This is a genomic window from Sphingosinicella microcystinivorans, assembly GCF_027941835.1.
In the GTDB taxonomy this organism is placed as follows: Bacteria; Pseudomonadota; Alphaproteobacteria; order Sphingomonadales; family Sphingomonadaceae; genus Sphingosinicella.
In genome coordinates, this window is the sequence record NZ_CP116005.1 from 850,482 (window position 1) to 867,998 (window position 17,517).

Annotated in this window: 16 protein-coding genes; 14 read left to right on the plus strand and 2 right to left on the minus strand. The window is 69.4% G+C overall.

From position 1 onward, the window contains the following. Positions 1-128: 128 nt before the first annotated feature. The 3 genes from PE061_RS04130 to PE061_RS04140 all read left to right on the plus strand — a co-directional run bounded on the left by PE061_RS04130 (position 129) and on the right by PE061_RS04140 (position 3,745). Entirely contained in the window at positions 129-671 is a 543-nt protein-coding gene (locus tag PE061_RS04130) for an RNA polymerase sigma factor (protein ID WP_271257898.1), read from the plus strand. A gap of 104 nt (positions 672-775) precedes the next feature. Then, positions 776-2,512: a vWA domain-containing protein gene (locus PE061_RS04135; protein ID WP_271257899.1), complete on the plus strand. Its 1,737-nt coding sequence runs from the start codon at positions 776-778 to the stop codon at positions 2,510-2,512. A gap of 138 nt (positions 2,513-2,650) precedes the next feature. Next, positions 2,651-3,745 (plus strand): tetratricopeptide repeat protein, encoded by a 1,095-nt coding sequence (locus tag PE061_RS04140; protein ID WP_271257900.1) that lies wholly within the window; start codon positions 2,651-2,653, stop codon positions 3,743-3,745. A 15-nt stretch (positions 3,746-3,760) separates the two neighbouring features. Here the strand turns inward: PE061_RS04140 and PE061_RS04145 are convergent, their stop codons facing one another. After that, positions 3,761-4,402 (minus strand): peroxiredoxin, encoded by a 642-nt coding sequence (locus tag PE061_RS04145; protein WP_271257901.1) that lies wholly within the window; start codon positions 4,400-4,402, stop codon positions 3,761-3,763. Between the two features lie 100 nt (positions 4,403-4,502). Here PE061_RS04145 and PE061_RS04150 point away from each other — a divergent pair, with 100 nt between their 5' ends. From PE061_RS04150 to PE061_RS04170, 5 genes are all read left to right on the plus strand, one after another. Continuing rightward, positions 4,503-5,351 (plus strand): LysR family transcriptional regulator, encoded by an 849-nt coding sequence (locus PE061_RS04150; protein WP_271257902.1) that lies wholly within the window; start codon positions 4,503-4,505, stop codon positions 5,349-5,351. Between the two features lie 102 nt (positions 5,352-5,453). Then, entirely contained in the window at positions 5,454-6,086 is a 633-nt protein-coding gene (locus PE061_RS04155; RefSeq protein WP_271257903.1) for a MarR family winged helix-turn-helix transcriptional regulator, read from the plus strand. Between the two features lie 71 nt (positions 6,087-6,157). Beyond that, a complete protein-coding gene (locus PE061_RS04160; protein ID WP_271257904.1) occupies positions 6,158-6,403 on the plus strand; it encodes a thioredoxin family protein in 246 nt (81 codons plus the stop codon). A gap of 244 nt (positions 6,404-6,647) precedes the next feature. Continuing rightward, a complete protein-coding gene (gene ctaD / locus PE061_RS04165; RefSeq protein WP_420794390.1) occupies positions 6,648-8,285 on the plus strand; it encodes a cytochrome c oxidase subunit I in 1,638 nt (545 codons plus the stop codon). A gap of 50 nt (positions 8,286-8,335) precedes the next feature. Then, positions 8,336-9,334 carry a rod shape-determining protein gene (locus PE061_RS04170; protein ID WP_271257906.1) on the plus strand — a complete coding sequence of 333 codons (999 nt, stop codon included), beginning with the start codon at positions 8,336-8,338 and terminating at the stop codon, positions 9,332-9,334. A 7-nt stretch (positions 9,335-9,341) separates the two neighbouring features. Here the strand turns inward: PE061_RS04170 and PE061_RS04175 are convergent, their stop codons facing one another. Beyond that, positions 9,342-9,788, minus strand: a complete 447-nt coding sequence (locus tag PE061_RS04175; protein WP_271257907.1) for an Lrp/AsnC family transcriptional regulator — start codon at positions 9,786-9,788, stop codon at positions 9,342-9,344. 118 nt (positions 9,789-9,906) lie between these two features. On the opposite strand from PE061_RS04175, the gene alr reads away from it, so the two are divergent. The 6 genes from alr to metB all read left to right on the plus strand — a co-directional run bounded on the left by alr (position 9,907) and on the right by metB (position 17,510). Further along, positions 9,907-11,019 carry an alanine racemase gene (alr, locus tag PE061_RS04180; RefSeq protein ID WP_271257908.1) on the plus strand — a complete coding sequence of 371 codons (1,113 nt, stop codon included), beginning with the start codon at positions 9,907-9,909 and terminating at the stop codon, positions 11,017-11,019. Continuing rightward, positions 11,016-12,272: a D-amino acid dehydrogenase gene (locus tag PE061_RS04185; RefSeq protein WP_271257909.1), complete on the plus strand. Its 1,257-nt coding sequence runs from the start codon at positions 11,016-11,018 to the stop codon at positions 12,270-12,272. Before alr ends, PE061_RS04185 begins: the two co-directional genes overlap by 4 nt. Before the next feature lie 26 nt (positions 12,273-12,298). Then, positions 12,299-12,643 (plus strand): RidA family protein, encoded by a 345-nt coding sequence (locus tag PE061_RS04190; protein ID WP_271257910.1) that lies wholly within the window; start codon positions 12,299-12,301, stop codon positions 12,641-12,643. Between the two features lie 187 nt (positions 12,644-12,830). Beyond that, complete coding sequence (locus tag PE061_RS04195; protein ID WP_271257911.1) at positions 12,831-14,627, plus strand: assimilatory sulfite reductase (NADPH) flavoprotein subunit; 1,797 nt, start codon at positions 12,831-12,833, stop codon at positions 14,625-14,627. An 8-nt stretch (positions 14,628-14,635) separates the two neighbouring features. Further along, positions 14,636-16,351: an NADPH-dependent assimilatory sulfite reductase hemoprotein subunit gene (locus PE061_RS04200; RefSeq protein WP_271257912.1), complete on the plus strand. Its 1,716-nt coding sequence runs from the start codon at positions 14,636-14,638 to the stop codon at positions 16,349-16,351. Continuing rightward, on the plus strand, positions 16,344-17,510 hold the full coding sequence (metB, locus tag PE061_RS04205) for a cystathionine gamma-synthase (RefSeq protein WP_271257913.1): 1,167 nt from the start codon (positions 16,344-16,346) through the stop codon (positions 17,508-17,510). The genes PE061_RS04200 and metB overlap by 8 nt, the downstream gene beginning before the upstream one ends. Positions 17,511-17,517: the final 7 nt, after the last annotated feature.

Below are 17,517 nucleotides of genomic sequence, written 5' to 3' on the forward strand. Positions count from 1 at the left end.
CGCGAAGGATCAAGTCAAACAGACGCCGCTTGCAGGACGCCGCGTTTCCCTGGAATATGCGGGGTGGAATCCCCGGTGTGGGGAGGCGGGGAAGGCGGTTGTCATCAGTGCAGCGTCGAAGGCCCTGAATGGCTGACAGCCGGGGCGTCCGGGACGAGGATCTGGTCGTTGTCGCCGTCGCCGGCGACCGCGCGGCGTTCGAGGCGCTGCTGCGCCGGCACTACGACCGTATTCACGGGCTTGCATGGCAGCTCACCGGCACGCGCGCCGACGCCGACGACGTCGCGCAGGATGTCTGCTGCATCCTCGCAGAAAAGCTGGGCAGCTTTCGCGGCGAGGCGAAGTTCTCGACGTGGCTGTGCGGCATCGTGTTCAACGCCTGCCGCGACCTGCAGCGGCGGCGGCACAGCTTCAGCGGCTTCACCGATCGCCTCGCCGTGCTGGTCGGCCTCGCGCCCGCGCCGGACGGGCGCGACCTCCACGACGCGCTGTGGCTGAAAAGCGCGATCGCCCGCCTGAAACCGGCGTACCGGGAGACCGTGGTGCTGGTGGCCGGGCAGCAGCTCACCCATGCCGAAGCCGGCGCAATCCTCGGGATCAGCGAGTCCACGGTCGCATGGCGGATGCACGAGGTCCGGCGCATCCTCGCCGCGGAGGGCGAGGCACCATGACGCGGCTTTCAAAAAAATGTCCGGAGGCTCCCAAGCTTTTTCCCGGCCGGCGCGTCCAAGTCGATGCGGATGATCCTGATCCGCGATCGTCAGGGAGTTTTGCCATGCGCTTGCACCATGTTTTCACCGGCGGGCTGATCGGCCTGCTGGCGGCCTGCAACAGTCCGACCGTCAGCGAGAAGACGTCCACGGCGTCGGACGTCGTCGTCACCGGCGGGCACCGCGCACCGTCACCGGAAGCGGCAGCGGACCGGGGCGAGGCGGCTGAAATAGCCGAAGTTGTCGCAGCGGCACCGGTTGCGCCGCCACCGCCGCCGCCCGTCGTCATGCCGATGTTGGCACCTGCGCGGCACGCGGAGCCCGGCCTCTACCGGCCCGCGCCCGAGTACCGCGACGTCGGCCGCGACCGTTTCGCGTCGGTGGCCGAGAACGCCTTCAAGGTGGTGCGGGAGGAGCCCGTGTCGACCTTCTCGATCGACGTCGACACCGCCTCCTACGGCTTCGTCCGGGCCTCGCTCAATCGGGGCGTGCTGCCGCAGCCCGCCGCGGTGCGGACCGAGGAGATGGTGAACTACTTCCCTTACGACTACGCCCGGCCCGCGGCGGCGGAGCAGCCGTTCAGCACGAACCTGTCGGTGTTCCCGAGCCCGTGGGCCGAGGGGCGCAAGATCGTGCGGATCGGCATCCGCGGCTACGCGATCGAGACGGCGGCGCGCCCGCGCGCCAACCTCGTGTTCCTCATCGACACCTCGGGCTCGATGAACGCCGCGAACAAGCTGCCGCTCGTCCGGCAATCGCTGGCGATGCTCGTCGACCAGCTCGGCGCCGACGACCATGTCGCCATCGTCACCTACGCGGGAAGCGCGGGCGTCGCGCTGGAGCCGACCCCGGCCAGCCAGAAGCGCAAGATTCTCGCCGTCATCGACCAGCTCGGCGCCGGGGGCAGCACGGCGGGCGCGGAAGGCATCCGCCAGGCCTATGCGCTCGCCGCGCAGAACATCGACCCGGCGGGCGTCAACCGCGTCATCCTCGCGACCGACGGCGATTTCAACGTCGGCATCACGAACGAGAACGAGCTGAAGGGCTTCGTCGAGCGCGAGCGGGGCAAGGGCATCTTCCTCTCCGTGCTCGGCTTCGGCATGGGCAATTACAACGACGCGCTGATGCAGGCGCTGGCGCAGAACGGCAACGGCGCCGCCGCCTATATCGACACGGTCGCCGAAGCGCGGAAGACTCTGGTCGAGGAAGCCACCTCGACGCTGTTCCCCATCGCGAAGGACGTGAAGATCCAGGTGGAGTTCAACCCCGCCGCCGTCGCGGAATACCGGCTCGTCGGCTATGAAACCCGGATGCTGAACCGCGACGATTTCGACAACGACACGGTGGACGCGGGCGATGTCGGCTCCGGCCAGACCGTGACCGCGCTCTACGAGATCGTGCCCGCGGGCGGCCCGCGCACGATCGGCGACCTGCGCTATTCCGAGGGCGGCGGCGCAGCGGGCCGCCCGGCCGCCGCGCAGGGCGGCGAATACGGCTTCGTGAAGATCCGCTACAAGCTGCCGAAATCGGAGACGAGCCGGCTGATCTCCGCGCCGATCACCACGGCGTCCGAGGTCCGGCGCTTCGAGGACGCGCCGCAGGACGCGCGCTTCGCGGCAGGCGTCGCCGCCTTCGCGGAGCTGGTGCGCGGCGGCCGTTATCGCGGTGCGATGACCTACGACGACGTGATCCGGATCGCGTCCGCATCGCGCGGCAACGATGCGTTCGGCTACCGCACGGAGTTCGTCCAGCTCGTCCGCGCCGCGAAGACGGCCTCGTCGATGGCGCGCCTCGAACGATGAGGCAGGACGCGGCATCCCGGCAGCGGCGGCGGTGCAAAAGCGCCGCCGCCTTCCCGCGCGAACCGCGTTGCCGCTATAAGGCCCCGATGCCGTCCCGCCTCCCCTGCTTCCCCCGATCCGCCGCGCGTGGAGAGCCGAATGGGCGCGGATAGGGGCATTCCTCCCCCGCTCCCCGATCCGCCGCCGCCGCGGCCGGATCGCCGGGAGGCCGCGATCGCGGCGGCGCTCGATCGCTTCGATGCCGCCGGGACGGCGAGTCAGCCGGGGCAACCGCAGCGCCAAGCGCCATCTCCGCGGATGCCGCTATGGACGCTGCGGAACCGCCCCCAGCTCGGCGTCCTCGTCGCGGCGTCGCTCGTCGCCGTGATCTCCATGCCGGTGCTCTGGGTGGTGCTCGGCAATCCGCGGCCGTCCGGCCCCGTGCCCGTCGCACTCGACACCTACGAGCGGATGCCGCGCGTGAAGGCGCCCCCATCTCCGCAAGCGCCCTCGCCGCCCGCAGCGGCCGAACGGCCGGAACCCGCGGATACGGCCGCAGATACGGCGCGGCAGGAAGCACCCGCGGCAAGCGCCGAAGCGACGGCCGAAGTCGCGGATACGGCGGTTGCAGCAGCGCCGCCGCCGCCTCCCCCGCCGCCGGTCCCGCTGCGACTGCCCGAAGCCGCGCCGCCGCCTGCGGTCGTGGCCCTGCCCGCACCCGCGCCGGCGCCCGCCCCGCCGCCGGAACGCGAGGCCGCGCGCTCCGCGGAGTCCGTCGCCCTGTCGGCGTTCCGGAAGCGCGACGCCGCCGCCCCGCGCGGCGACTGGAACGCCTGCACGCTGGACGATCCGGCGCGCAGCCTGCAGCTCTGCACGGACCGGATCGACGCCGCCGCCAAGGGTGTGCGCGGCCGTGCCTCGGCGTTTCTGGCGGACGGGCTCATGAGCGGCTGGCAGGACGATCTCGACGGCGCGATCAGCGCGTTCAGCCGGGCGATCGAAACGGACCCCGGCCTTGCCGCGGCCTATCTCAATCGCGGCCTCGCCTATCAGCGCAAGGGCGATCTCGACCGCGCGCGCGCCGATCTCGACCGGGCCGTGGAACAGACGCCGTCCGAGGCCCGGACCCATTATGCCCGCAGCCGCCTGCTCAGGGCGCGCGGCGAAACCGCGGAGGCAGGCAGGGACGAGGAACGCGCCCTGCAGCTTGCCCCCGCCTACAAGGCGGTGATCACGCCGCCCCCCGAACGATAGGCGGGAAGCGCGCCGTCACTCTCCTCCCGCGTGGAGATCGACGATCCTGAGATAGGGCTTCAGCGTCCTGTAGCCTTGCGGGAACTGGCGCGCGGCTTCCTCCTCGGAGAGCCTGGGCGAAATCACGACGGGCTCGCCGGGCGACCAGTTGACGGGCGTGGCGATGCTGCGCGCGTCGGTGAGCTGAAGACTGTCGATGGCGCGCAGGATCTCGGCGAAGTTGCGGCCGGTGCTCGGCGGATAGGTGAGCATCAGCCGGATCTTCTTCGCCGGGTCGATCACGAACACGGACCGCACCGTGACGGCGGGATCGCTTTCGGGATGGATCATCCCGTAGAGCGTCGAGACGCGCGCGTCGGGATCGGCGATCATCGGGAAATCGAGCGCATGGCCCTGCGTTTCCTCGATGTCGGCTTCCCATTTGTGGTGGGCCTCGACCGGATCGACGGAGAGACCGACCGGCCTCACGCCGCGCGCGTCCCATTCGGGGCGGAGCCGCGCCACCTCGCCGAGCTCCGTGGTGCAGACGGGCGTGAAATTCTTCGGGTGGCTGAACAGAACCCCCCAGCCGGAGCCGAGCCAGTCGTGGAAACGGATGCGGCCGTGCGTGCTGTCCTGTTCGAAATCGGGCGCGATCTGTCCGAGCTGAAGCGTCATGGAGTCTCCTTTGCGCGTGCCTTGCCAGTGCATCATCCGCCCCTTACCATCCAGCAATCAAACGAATATTATTGCGCTTTAAGCGGAAAGAATTTTCTATATGGACATCAGCGTCGCGCGCACGTTCCTGGAAGTGGTGAAGACAGGGAGCTTCGTCAGCGCCGCCGCCAACCTCAACCTCACCCAGACCGCGGTGAGCGCGCGCATCCGCGTGCTGGAGGACCAGCTCGACCGGCCCGTGTTCATCCGCAACAAGGCGGGCGCGAAGCTGACGCCCGCGGGCGAGCAGTTCCTGCGGTTCGCCACCACGCTCGTGCAGGTGTGGGACCGCGCGCGCCGCGCGGTGGCGCTGCCGCCGGGGCGCGAGACGGTGGTGACGATCGGCGCGGAGCTGAGCCTGTGGAGCCCGCTGCTGCGGCACTGGCTGCTGTGGATGCGCCGCGAATGCCCGGAAATCGCGGTGAGCACCCAGATCGACGCGTCCGACCGGCTGATGGAGCAGGTGCAGGACGGCGCCCTCGATGTCGCCGTGCTGTATGCCGCGCCGAGCCGCCCCGGCGTGATCGCCGAGCTGCTGTTCGAGGAGAAGCTCGTGCTGGTGCGGACCACGCCCACCACCCAGCCGCTCGCGCCCGAAGACCATGTCCGGATCGACTGGGGCGAGGATTTCGCCGCGAGCCATCAGGCGGCGTTCCCGGACCAGCCCAATGCCGTGGTCTCGATCAGCTACGGCCCGCTGGCGCTCGACTATATCCTGGCGACCGGCGGCAGCGGGTACTTCCGCAAGGGTTTCATCCGCCCCTACCTCGAGGAAGGGCGCCTCGCGCTCGTCCCCGGCAGCCCGGAGTTCTCCTATTCCGCCTACGTGGTCCACTCGGCGAAGGCCGACCCCGGCGTCATGGACCGGATCCGCAGCGGCCTGCGCGCCGCCGCCGCGATCTCCGCGTAACGAACGGTCCTGCTTCAACGATCCTGCGTTCCGGTCATCAGCAAGGCTTGACCGCGTTTCGGCCTTTATATATAGGAGTCCTAATTATATGAAGGCATAACGGTGGCTGCCAACCCTGACATCATGACCGGCCTGTCGCGAATCGGAACGCTGCTGCGTTCGGAGGGCTGGCGGCAGGGCGAGGCGACCGGGCTGACGCCGACGCAGACGCAAATCCTCGTCCACCTCGTCGGCCGGGGCCCGGCGCGGGTCGGCACCGTGGCCGCCGAGATCGCGGTGACGCAGCCCACCGCGAGCGACGCCGTCGCCGCGCTCACGCGCAAGGGCCTTGTCGAGAAGCGCCCCGATCCCGAAGACGCCCGCGCCGTGCGGCTGCATCCGACAGCGGCCGGAAAGCGCCTCGCGCGCACGCTCGCCGTCTGGCCCGACGCGCTGCTGGCGGCGGCGGACCTGCTCGACGCGGAGGAAAGCGCGGCGTTCCTGAAGGGCCTCACCAAGATGATCGGCGCGCTTCAGATCGAGGGCGCGATTCCCGTTCAGCGCATGTGCGTGTCCTGCGCGCACTTCAGACCGAACATCCATTCCGATGCGGCGCGGCCGCATCACTGCGCCTTCGTGGACGCGGCCTTCGGCGACGCCTCGCTGCGTCTCGATTGCCGCGACCACGTCGAGGCCGACGCTCCGGCGCGGCTTGAAAGCTGGGCCCGCTTCACACGGTCGCGGGTCCCTGTGTGAGCGCTCCGTTCGCGGCAACGAACGGAGCGCCCGGTTGTCCAACCCTCGAAAAAAGGAAGGAACATCACATCATGCCCCAGAAAGCCGTCTTCTACCATGCCGGATGTCCGGTCTGCATCAGCGCCGAGCAGGGCCTCGCCCATGCGCTCGATCCCGCGGCCTATTCGGTCGAGGTCGTCCATCTGGGCGAAACGCCCGGCCGCATCGCGGAGGCGGAGGCCGCGGGCGTCGCCTCGGTTCCGGCGCTGGTCGTCGGCGGGCAGCCCTACCACATCAACTTCGGCGCGGCGCTCGCCGACCTGAAGAGCGCGGCCTGAAGCCTGTAGCCTGAACCGGCGGGTCCGGCGCCGCAGCGGCGCCGGACCCGCAAAATAATTGCTGGAACGCAGCGAAAAGATGATCTTTGTCGGGCGCGGCGCGGGTGTTACGCCGCGATCGGAAAGACGATCCGAAAGACCAATATGAAACGCGCCGGTCCGTTCACGTGAACGGGCGGGGCCGTCCGCGCGCGGGTCGTCCTCCGGCTGGACCGTGGAGGCGATGATGGTCGATACCGCAGGGATGAACATGCCGCGTGATCTCGCGGGGCGCGCGCACGGACACGGCGAAAAGCCCGCCTTCTTCACGCGCTGGTTCCTCTCCACGAACCACAAGGACATCGGCACGCTGTACCTGATCTTCGCGATCGTCGCGGGCATGATCGGCGCAGCGATCTCGGGCATGATGCGCCTCGAGCTCGCCGAGCCGGGCATCCAGTATCTGCCGCTGTGGGCGGGCGGCGACGATTATTCGGCGGCGCTCCACCTGTGGAACGTGCTCGTCACGGCGCACGGCCTCATCATGATCTTCTTCGCGATCATGCCCGCGATGATCGGCGGCTTCGGCAACTGGTTCGTGCCGATCATGATCGGCGCGCCGGACATGGCGTTCCCGCGCATGAACAACATCTCGTTCTGGCTGCTGGTGCCGGCGTTCGTGCTGTTCATCGGCTCGGCGTTCGTGCCCGGCGGCGGCGGCAACGGCGCGGGCACCGGCTGGACGCTCTACGCGCCGCTGTCCACCACCGGCTCCCCGGGCCCCGCGGTCGACATGGTGATCCTCTCGATGCACCTCGCGGGCATCTCGTCGATCCTCGGCGCGATCAACTTCATCACCACCATCCTCAACATGCGCGCGCCGGGCATGACGCTGCACAAGATGCCGCTGTTCTGCTGGTCGGTGCTGGTCACGGCCTTCATGCTGCTGTTCGCGCTGCCGGTGCTGGCGGGCGCGATCACCATGCTGCTCACCGACCGCAACTTCGGCACGACCTTCTTCGACCCGGCCGGCGGCGGCGATCCGATCCTCTACCAGCACCTGTTCTGGTTCTTCGGCCACCCCGAGGTGTACATCATGATCCTGCCCGGCTTCGGCATCATCAGCCAGGTGACGGCGACGTTCAGCCGCAAGCCGGTGTTCGGCTACCTCGGCATGGCCTATGCGATGGTCGCGATCGCCGGGATCGGCTTCATCGTGTGGGCGCACCACATGTTCACCGTCGGCCTGTCGATCGACACCAAGCTCTACTTCTCGCTCGCCTCGATGGTGATCGCGGTGCCCACCGGCATCAAGATCTTCTCGTGGATCGCCACCATGTGGGGCGGCTCGCTGACCTTCCGGACGCCGCTTCTCTGGGTCATCGGCTTCATCATCATGTTCACCATCGGCGGCGTCACCGGCGTGGTGCTCGCGAACGGCGGCGTCGACGACATCCTCCAGGACACCTACTACGTGATCGCGCATTTCCATTACGTGCTGTCGCTCGGCGCCGTGTTCGCGCTGTTCGCCGCCTTCTACTACTGGTTCCCGAAGATGACCGGGAAGATGTATTCGGAAGCGCTCGGCAAGCTGCACTTCTGGGTGTTCTTCATCGGCGTGAACATCCTGTTCTTCCCGATGCACTTCCTCGGCCAGGACGGTATGCCGCGCCGCTACCCGGACTATCCGGAGGCCTTCGCCCACTGGAACCACATCGCCTCGCTCGGCTACGCCGTCATGGCGGTCGGCATGGCGTTCTTCTTCGCGAACATCCTGTGGTCGTTCCTGCGCGGGGCGCCCGCCGCCGCCAATCCGTGGGGCGAAGGCGCGACGACGCTGGAATGGACGCTTTCCAGCCCCCCGCCCTACCACCAGTTCGAAACGCTGCCGCGCATTGATTGAAGGCCGAATAGGGCGCGACAAAGCGGGGGCCGCTTGATACAGCGTGCCGCATGGCTTCGCTCTTCTCACGGCGGCCCGATCTCGCGATTGATTTCGGGACCGCCAACCTGCGGGTGATACGGCGCGACGAGGGCGTCGTCTTCGACGAGCCCTCGCTGTGCTGCTTCAGCAAGGAGAACGGCACGCCGAGCCTCGTCGCCGCCGGCATGGGGGCGCAGGCGATGGTCGACCGCACCTCCGGCAACCTCGAGGTCAAACGGCCGCTGCGCCGCGGCGTGCTGCAGGACATCGACTCCGCGCGCGAACTGCTGCGCTACGCCGTCCCCCGCGCACTCGGGCGCAAACGGACGGGCGCGGTGCGCGCCGTGTTCGGCGTGCCCGCCGACGCGACGATGGCCGAACGCGGCGCGCTGCTGACGGCGGCGCGGGACGCGGGCATTGGCTCGGTGCGCCTCGTCGCGGAGCCGTTCGCGGCGGCGATCGGCGCCGGTCTCCCGGTCGGCGCGCCGACGGGGACGATGGTGGTGGAATGCGGCGCGGGCACCACGGAGGTGGCGGTCCTCTCGCTCGGCGGCATCTGCCTCACGCGCTCGGTCCGCATCGGCGGCGCGACGCTCGATCAGGCGATCGCGGACTACCTGCACTTCCGCCACAAGTTCCTGATCGGCGACACGACGGCGGAGCGGGTCAAACAGGACTATGTCGAGCAGCGCCGGACCCGTACCGGCGCGGCCGATACGATCGCCGTGAAAGGGCGCAGCCTCACCTCCGGACTGCCCACCACGATCCATGTCGACCTCTCGGAACTCGACACGGTCGTCGAACGGCACGTCGCGGAGATCGTCGAGGTCACGCGCGACGTACTGAACAAAACCCCGCCCGAGCTCAGCCAGGACATTCACGACCACGGCATCGTGCTCACCGGCGGCAGCGCCGTGGTGCCGCTGCTCCGGTCCATGATCGAGCACGCCACCGGGCTGCGGGCGATCGCGGCGGACACGCCCGCCCAGTGCGTGCCGAACGGCCTGCACCACATGCTGATCCACTAGGACCGGACTATGCGCGCCGGTGGCTTCGCATGGCGAAGCTGGAGGTGATGCGCGACACGCCCGGCAGACGCGACAGCACGTCGCGATGGAACTGCCCGTAATCGTCGATACCGGCGATCTGGATGCGCAATATGTAGTCCCCGGCGCCGGTCATCAGGTGCCATTCCTGAATCTCGGGATGCCTGCGCAGCGCGTTCTCGAAACGCGACAGATACTCCTCGGTCTGCCGCTCCAGCTCCACCTGCACGATCGCGACCGTGCCTTCCTCCGGCAGCGCGCCGGTGACGATCGCGGTATAGCCGCGGATCACACCGGATTTCTCAAGGAGGCCGACCCGCCTGAGGCACGCCGACGGCGACAACCCGACCTTCTGCGCGAGCGCATTGTTGGGGATGCGCGCGTTGAGCCTGAGCTCGGTGAGAATCCTGCGATCGGTATCGTCCAGAGAAGCCATGAATGATATTCTGATTCATCGAATATTATTCCACAACAGGAAAATTTTCGGCAGTTAAAGCGCCGAACAGACGAAAAATTCAAATCCTCTGCGGATAGGATTGCTTGCGGAGGAACACATGTCCGCGCGGATCATCACGGCGTTTTCGAGCAGGCTGACCATCGACACCGGCGCGATCCGCGCCAACTATCGTTCGCTTGCCCGCCATGTCGCGCCCGCGGAATGCGGGGCCGTCATCAAGGCCGATGCCTACGGGCTCGGCGCAAGGGTCGCCGCGCCGGCGCTCCATGCCGAGGGATGCCGCACCTTTTTCGTCGCGCAGCTTCGCGAGGCCTTCGACGTGGCGGACACGCTCGGCGCAGATGCCGCCATCGCCATCCTCAACGGTCTCGACCCCGGCTGCGAAGCCGCCTGCGCGGAAGCGGGCTTCCTGCCTGTCCTCAATGCGCCCGGTCAGGTCGAGCGCTGGCGCCGCCTCGCACGCGCGAAGGGAACGGCGCTTCCGGCCGTGCTTCAGGTGGACAGCGGCATGTCGCGCCTCGGCCTCGATGCCGCCGCGGCCGCCGCGCTCGCGGCGGACCCGGCCTTCCCGCGCGAGGTCGCGCTTCGCTTCGTCATGACGCACCTCGCCTGCGCCGACGCGCCGGGGCACGCGGCGAATGCCGGGCAACTCGCCCGTTTCCAAGCGATCCGCGCGCTGTTTCCGGAAGCGCGCGCGTCCATCGCCAACAGCGGCGGCGCCTTCCTCTCCCCGGCCTACCACTGCGATCTCGTTCGGCCCGGCATCGCCCTGTTCGGCGTGCAGCCTTCCCCCGATGGCCCGGCGATGCGCCCTGTCGTCCGGCTGGAGGCGCGCATCCTCCAGATCCGCGAGGTGGAGGCCGGCAGCGGCGTCGGCTACGGGCTCGACCATGTCGCGCCCACCCGGCAGCGCCTCGCGACGCTCGGCATCGGCTATGCCGACGGATGGCCGCGCAGCCTCGGCGGAGCCGGCGCGGCGTGGCACGCGGGAGCACGGCTTCCCATCGTCGGCCGCGTTTCGATGGACAGCCTGACGGTCGACCTGTCCGCGCTGGCGCCGGACGCGCTCTCCGAAGGCGATTTCGTCGCGCTTCTCGGCCCCTGCCAGTCGCTCGCCGACGTCGCGCGCGATGCCGGGACCATCCCCTACGAAATCCTGACGCGGCTCGGCAGCCGCAGCGAACGCACCTTTGTGGAGACAGTGCAATGAAAGTCGCGGTCCTCGGCGCGGGCGTCGTCGGCGTCACGTCCGCCTATTACCTCGCGGAAGCGGGGCACGAGGTGACGGTGATCGACCGGCAGCCCGGCCCGGCGATGGAGACGAGCTTCGCCAATGCGGGCGAGGTTTCCCCCGGATACGCCTCGCCGTGGGCGGCGCCCGGCATTCCGCTGAAAGCGATGCGCTGGCTTTTCATGCACCATGCGCCGCTCATCCTGAAACCGCAGCTCGACCTCGCCATGATCCGCTGGGTCGCGGCGATGCTGCGCAATTGCACGGCCGCGCGCTATGCGCTGAACAAGAGCCGGATGGTGCGCCTTGCCGAGTTCAGCCGCGACGAGCTGGCCCTGCTGCGCGAACGGCTGCCGCTCGACTACGACCACCGCACGCTCGGCACGCTCCAGCTTTTCCGCACGCAGAAGCAGTTCGATTCGAGCGCGAGCGACATCGCCGTGCTGCAATCCTACGGCGTCCCGTATGAGCTTCTGGACCGGGACGGCTGCGTGCGCGCGGAGCCGGGCCTCGCCGCATCGCGCGACCGCTTCGTCGGCGGGCTCCGCTTGCCGGGCGACGAGACCGGCGATTGCCACAAGTTCACGGCGGCGCTCGCCGCGTGGCTTCAGGACAAGGGCGTGCGCTTCCTGTACGATACCGGCATTCATGCGCTCGAAACCGCATCGGGCCGGGTCGCCGCCGTGCGGACCGGTGCAGGCGCGGTCGCGGCGGACGCCGTCCTCGTGGCGCTCGGCAGCCATTCGCCGGCGCTGGTGCGGCCGCTGGGGCTGCGCCTGCCGGTCTATCCCGTGAAGGGCTATTCGGTGACGCTGCGGATCGTCGCGCCCGACCGCGCGCCGGTGTCGACGCTGCTCGACGAAAGCTACAAGGTCGCCGTCACCCGCCTCGGGGACCGCATCCGCGTCGGCGGCATGGCCGAAATCTCGGGCTACGACAACAGCCTGCCGCAGCGGCGGCAGGAAACGCTGCTGTACTGCGTGAACGACCTGTTCCCCGGCGCCGCCGCGCAGGACGACACCGGCTACTGGAGCGGCCTTCGCCCGATGACGCCGGACGGGCCGCCGATCATCGGCGCGACGCCGGTCCCGGGCCTGTTCCTCAACACCGGGCACGGCACGCTCGGCTGGACGATGGCCTGCGGCTCCGGCCGCCTGATCGCCAGCCTGATCGGCGGCACGGCGCCGCCCATCGACCCGGACGGGCTTGACATCACACGCTATTCATCGTGACGGGCACAGCAACAAAGGAGAATTTCATGAGCATTCAGCGTTTGCATTCCGGTCCCCGCATGAGCCAGGCCGTGGTCCACGGCGGCATCGTCTATCTCGCGGGCCAGGTCGCGACCGGCGCCGATGTGCCCGCGCAGACGCGCGCCGTGCTCGCGCAGATCGACGGCCTGCTCGCGGAGGCCGGCACCGACCGCTCCCGGATTCTGCAGGCGACGATCTGGCTCGCGGACATGGCGGACTTCGCCGCGATGAACGGCGTGTGGGAAGACTGGATCGGCGGCGCCGACGCCCCCGCGCGCGCCACCGGCGAGGTTCGTCTCGCGACCCCGGAGTACAAGGTCGAGATCATCGTCACCGCTGCCCTGCCCTGAGGCGGGAGCATGGAATAAACGCAAGATTTCTTATATAAATCCACAATAATATGCGTTTGCCTTATGGAATCCGAACGCGCAGGTTCGGTACCAGTAAGACGTAGCTTCATGATCACGGCGCACGCGTCGGGCCGCCCGTAGCCCCGTCGGCGCGCAGGAAGGGAGCCACACCGAGGCAGACGCGCGAATGACGATACCCGCCCCACCAGGACTTGCCTTGTCCCCTGACCAATGGCGGCTGGTGGAGGCGCTATCGCACTCCCTGGGTCCGATGGAGGCGCGCTGGCTCAGCGGCTATTTCGCCGGGCTCGACGCCGGCTTGCGGCAGCCCCCGCCGCAGCCGGCACCTTCTTTCGCGTCCGCGACGCGCAAGCTCGCCATCCTCTACGGCACCGAGACCGGTAACGCCGCCGAGGTGGCGCGCGCACTTCAGGCGGCCGCCAAAGCCGCCGGGCTCGAACCCGCGCTGTTCGACATGGCCGACTACAAGGTGCGCAGGCTGGCGGAGGAGCAGGACCTGCTCGTCGTCGTCAGCACCTACGGCGAGGGCGACCCGCCGCAGCCCGCCACCGGCTTCTTCGAGTTCATCGAAGGTCGCAAGGCGCCGAAGCTGGACGGCGTGCGCTTCGCGGTGCTGGCGCTCGGCGATTCGACATACGAATATTATTGCGAGGCCGGGAAGCGGCTCGACCGGCGCTTCGAGGACCTCGGCGCGGCCCGGCTCGCGGCGCGCGTCGACTGCGACATCGACTACGAGGACCCCGCCGCGGCGTGGGCGGAGGCCGTCGTCGCGCAGCTCGCGGCCGAGGCGAAGACGGCGGCCGTTCCGGCGGCGGCCGCGGCGGCTCCGGCGGACACGCCGGACGCCTACGACAAGCGCAACCCGTTTCCCGCGCCCGTGGTGGAGAACATCGCCATCGTCGGCCGGGGATCGAGCAAGGAGACGCGGCACATCGAATTCTCGCTCGCGGGCTCGGGGCTCACCTACGCGCCCGGCGACGCGCTCGGCATCGCCGCGTCCAACGATCCCGCCGTCGTCGCCGCGCTGCTCGACGCGCTGGCGCTCTCGCCGGACACGTCGTTCGACATGAAGGGCCGCGAGACCGCGATCGGCGAGGCCTTGACGCACCGCTTCGAAATCACCGCCGCGACGCCGCGCTTCCTCGACTACTGGGCGCAGCTCAGCGAGGCGGACGCGCTGAGGCAATTGCAGCAGGAGGACCGCGCGGGCGAGCGCGCGGCGTTCCTGCGCACGCATCACGTCGTCGACATCGTCCGGCGCTTTCCGGTCGCGGGCGTCATGCCGCAGGGCTTCGTGTCCGCGCTGCGGCCGCTCCAGCCGCGGCTCTACTCGCTGGCGTCGAGCCTCTCCGCCGCGCCGGACGAAGCGCATCTGACGGTCGCGCCCGTCCGCTACACGCTCCACGGCGAGCCGCGCAGCGGCGTCGCCTCCGGGCTGCTCGCCGATCGCACCGAACCCGACGCGACGCTCCCCGTCTACGTCCAGAGCAATCCGCATTTCCGGCTGCCGGACGACGACACCGCGATCATCATGATCGGCGCGGGCACGGGCGTCGCCCCCTACCGCGCCTTCCTTCAGGAACGCGAGGCGCGGGGAAGCGGCGGGCGGAGCTGGCTGTTCTTCGGCGAGCGCAATTTCCGCACCGATTTCCTCTACCAGACCGAATGGCAGGGCTGGCTGAAGGACGGCACGCTCTCCCGCATGGACGTCGCCTTCTCGCGCGACGCGGCGGAGAAGACCTACGTCCAGCACCGCATGAAGGAACAGGCGAAGGACGTGTTCGCGTGGCTCGAGGCGGGCGCGCACATCTACGTCTGCGGCGACGCCGCCAACCTCGCGCCCGACGTGCACGAGACGCTGATCGACATCGTCGCGGCCGAGGCGCGCACCGGGCGGGAAGCGGCCGAGGACTATGTCCGCTCGCTCCAGTCCGACCACCGCTACCAACGCGACGTCTATTGAGAAACGCCATGACGACGACCACCATCGACCGCAGCCGCGACCTGTCGCAGCCCCTGGACAAGCTCGGCCCCGACGAGCGCATGAAGGACGCGAGCGACTACCTGCGCGGCATGATCGCGGACGGGCTGCTCGACCGGATCACCGGCGCCGTGCCCTCCGCCGACGACGTGAAGCTGATGAAGTTCCACGGCATCTACCAGCAGGACGACCGCGACCTGCGGGAGGAGCGCCGCCGCCAGAAGCTGGAGCCGGCGTACCAGTTCATGATCCGCGTGCGCCTGCCGGGCGGCGTCTGCACGCCCGCGCAGTGGCTGAAGCTCGACGCGCTCGCCCGCGCGCACGGCGGCGAGACGCTGCGCATCACCACGCGCCAGACCTTCCAGTTCCACTGGGTGCTGAAGCACGGCCTGCGCCCGATCATCCGGGGCCTGCACGAGGCGCTTCTCGATACCGTCGCGGCCTGCGGCGACGACAGCCGCGGCGTGATGTGCACGGTCGATCCGCAGGCCTCCGCCTTCCATGCCGAGGTCGCGGCGACGGCGAAGCGGGTGAGCGACCACGCCATCCCCAAGACGCGCGCCTATCACGAGATCTGGTACGGCGACGCGCGCGTGGCCGCGTCGGAGCCCGAGGAGCCGTTCTACGGGCGCACCTACATGCCGCGGAAGTTCAAGATCGGCTTCGCCCTGCCGCCGTCCAACGACATCGACGTCTACGCGCAGGACCTCGGCTACATCGCCATCGGCGGGCCGGACGGCCTCGACGGGTTCAACGTCGCCATCGGCGGCAGCATGGGCCGCACCGATCAGGCGCCCGCAACCTATCCGCGCCTCGCCAGCGTCATCGGCTTCGTGCCGACGGAGCGCCTGCTCGCCTGCACCGACGCGGTGATGGCCGTGCAGCGCGACTACGGCGACCGCAAGGACCGCCAGCACGCGCGCTTCAAGTACACGATCGACGACAAGGGCCTCGACTGGATCAAGGCCGAGATCGAGCGCCGCATGGGCGCGCCGTTCGAGGACCCGCGCGCGTTCGCCTTCACCTCGAACGGCGACAGCTACGGCTGGAACGCGACGCCGGACGGCCGCCATCACCGCACCGTCTTCATCGAGAACGGGCGGCTCGACCTGAAGCTCTTGGACACGCTCCGCGACGTCGCGCGCATCCATCGCGGCACGCTGCGGCTGACGCCCAACCAGAACGTCATCATCGCGGGCGTCGCCGAGGACGACCGGGCGGGCATCGACGCCGTGCTCGGCCGGCACGGGCTTGAAATCGACCGCGTCTCGACGCTGCGCCGCAACGCGATCGCCTGCGTCGCCTTCCCGACCTGCGGCCTCGCCATGGCGGAAAGCGAGCGCTACCTGCCGCATCTCGTCGGCAAGGTCGAGGCGATCCTCGCCCGGCACGGCCTTTCGGACGAACCGATCACCGTCCGGATGAGCGGCTGCCCCAACGGCTGCTCGCGGCCCTACATCGCCGAGATCGGCCTTACCGGGCGGGCGCCGGGCAAGTATAATCTCTACCTCGGCGGCGGTTTCCACGGCCAGCGGCTCAACCGCATGGTGCGCGAGAACGTCGGCGAGCCGGTGATCCTGGAGGTGCTGGAGGACGTGCTCGGCCGCTACGCACAGGAACGCCTGCCGGGCGAGCGGTTCGGCGATTTCACCATCCGCGCCGGCATCGTGCGCGAAGTGACGGAGGGGCGGTTCTTCAATGACTGAGCGGAACGATCGCTTTCCCAGGCCCGAGACGATCGCCGCGGCGCACGGCGTGGGGCTCGACCCGGCGTTCGGCGCGGTGTCCCCGCCGCTCTACATGTCGAGCACCTACACGTTCGCGGGCTACGAGCAGCCGCGCACATACGACTACGGCCGCGCCGGCAATCCCACCCGCGACCTGCTCGCCGAGGCGCTCGCGGAACTCGAAGGCGGCGCGGGCGCGGTCATCACATCGAGCGGCATGGCGGCCATCGACCTTCTCGTCGGGCGGCTGCGCCCCGACGATCTCGTGCTCGCGCCGCACGACTGCTACGGCGGCACCATGCGCCTCCTGAAGGCACGCGCCGAGCGCGGACACCTGTCGCTGCGCTTCGTCGATCAGGGCGACGCGTCGGCCTTCGCCGCCGCGCTGGAGGACGTGCCCGCGCTCGTCCTCATCGAGACGCCCAGCAACCCCCTGATGCGCGTCGTCGACATCGCGGCGCTTTCGGCGAAGGCGAAGGACGCGGGCGCGGAAGTGGCGGTGGACAACACCTTCCTGTCGCCCGCACTGCAACGCCCGATCACGCTCGGCGCCGACTATGTCGTCCATTCCACCACCAAGTACCTGAACGGCCATTCCGACGTCATCGGCGGCGCGGTGGTCGCCGCCGATGCGGCGCACATCGCGGACCTTCGCCAGTGGGCGAACGTCGTCGGCAGCGCCGGGGCGCCGTTCGACGCCTGGCTGACGCTGCGCGGCCTGCGCACACTCTTCGCCCGCATGGACCGGCAGCAACGAAACGCGATGACGGTCGCCGCCCATCTGGAGCGGCACCCCGCCGTGGCGCGCGTCTACTACCCCGGCCTCACCGCCGATCCCGGCCATGCGCTCGCGGCGCGCCAGCAGTCCGGCTTCGGCGCGATGCTGAGCTTCGACCTTGCCGGGGGCGTCTCAGCCGTGCGCCGTTTCATCGCGGCGGTGCGCGTGTTCACGCTGGCGGAGTCGCTCGGCGGCGTCGAGAGCCTCGTCGCGCATCCCGCCACCATGACCCATGCCGACATGGGCGCGGAAGCGCGGGCGGTCGCCGGGATCGGCGACGGGCTGCTCCGCCTGTCGGTGGGGCTGGAAGCGGAGGAGGACCTGATCGCCGGTCTCGACCAGGGGCTGGCGGCATGTTGACGGCGAA

Coding starts and splice junctions, on each gene's coding strand:
- PE061_RS04130 (WP_271257898.1), top strand. CDS start 129: ATGGCTGACAGCCGGGGCGTCCGGGACGAGGATCTGGTCGTTGTCGCC.
- PE061_RS04135 (WP_271257899.1), top strand. CDS start 776: ATGCGCTTGCACCATGTTTTCACCGGCGGGCTGATCGGCCTGCTGGCG.
- PE061_RS04140 (WP_271257900.1), top strand. CDS start 2,651: ATGGGCGCGGATAGGGGCATTCCTCCCCCGCTCCCCGATCCGCCGCCG.
- PE061_RS04145 (WP_271257901.1), bottom strand. CDS start 4,402: ATGACGCTTCAGCTCGGACAGATCGCGCCCGATTTCGAACAGGACAGC.
- PE061_RS04150 (WP_271257902.1), top strand. CDS start 4,503: ATGGACATCAGCGTCGCGCGCACGTTCCTGGAAGTGGTGAAGACAGGG.
- PE061_RS04160 (WP_271257904.1), top strand. CDS start 6,158: ATGCCCCAGAAAGCCGTCTTCTACCATGCCGGATGTCCGGTCTGCATC.
- ctaD (WP_420794390.1), top strand. CDS start 6,648: ATGAACATGCCGCGTGATCTCGCGGGGCGCGCGCACGGACACGGCGAA.
- PE061_RS04170 (WP_271257906.1), top strand. CDS start 8,336: ATGGCTTCGCTCTTCTCACGGCGGCCCGATCTCGCGATTGATTTCGGG.
- PE061_RS04175 (WP_271257907.1), bottom strand. CDS start 9,788: ATGGCTTCTCTGGACGATACCGATCGCAGGATTCTCACCGAGCTCAGG.
- alr (WP_271257908.1), top strand. CDS start 9,907: ATGTCCGCGCGGATCATCACGGCGTTTTCGAGCAGGCTGACCATCGAC.
- PE061_RS04185 (WP_271257909.1), top strand. CDS start 11,016: ATGAAAGTCGCGGTCCTCGGCGCGGGCGTCGTCGGCGTCACGTCCGCC.
- PE061_RS04190 (WP_271257910.1), top strand. CDS start 12,299: ATGAGCATTCAGCGTTTGCATTCCGGTCCCCGCATGAGCCAGGCCGTG.
- PE061_RS04195 (WP_271257911.1), top strand. CDS start 12,831: ATGACGATACCCGCCCCACCAGGACTTGCCTTGTCCCCTGACCAATGG.
- PE061_RS04200 (WP_271257912.1), top strand. CDS start 14,636: ATGACGACGACCACCATCGACCGCAGCCGCGACCTGTCGCAGCCCCTG.
- metB (WP_271257913.1), top strand. CDS start 16,344: ATGACTGAGCGGAACGATCGCTTTCCCAGGCCCGAGACGATCGCCGCG.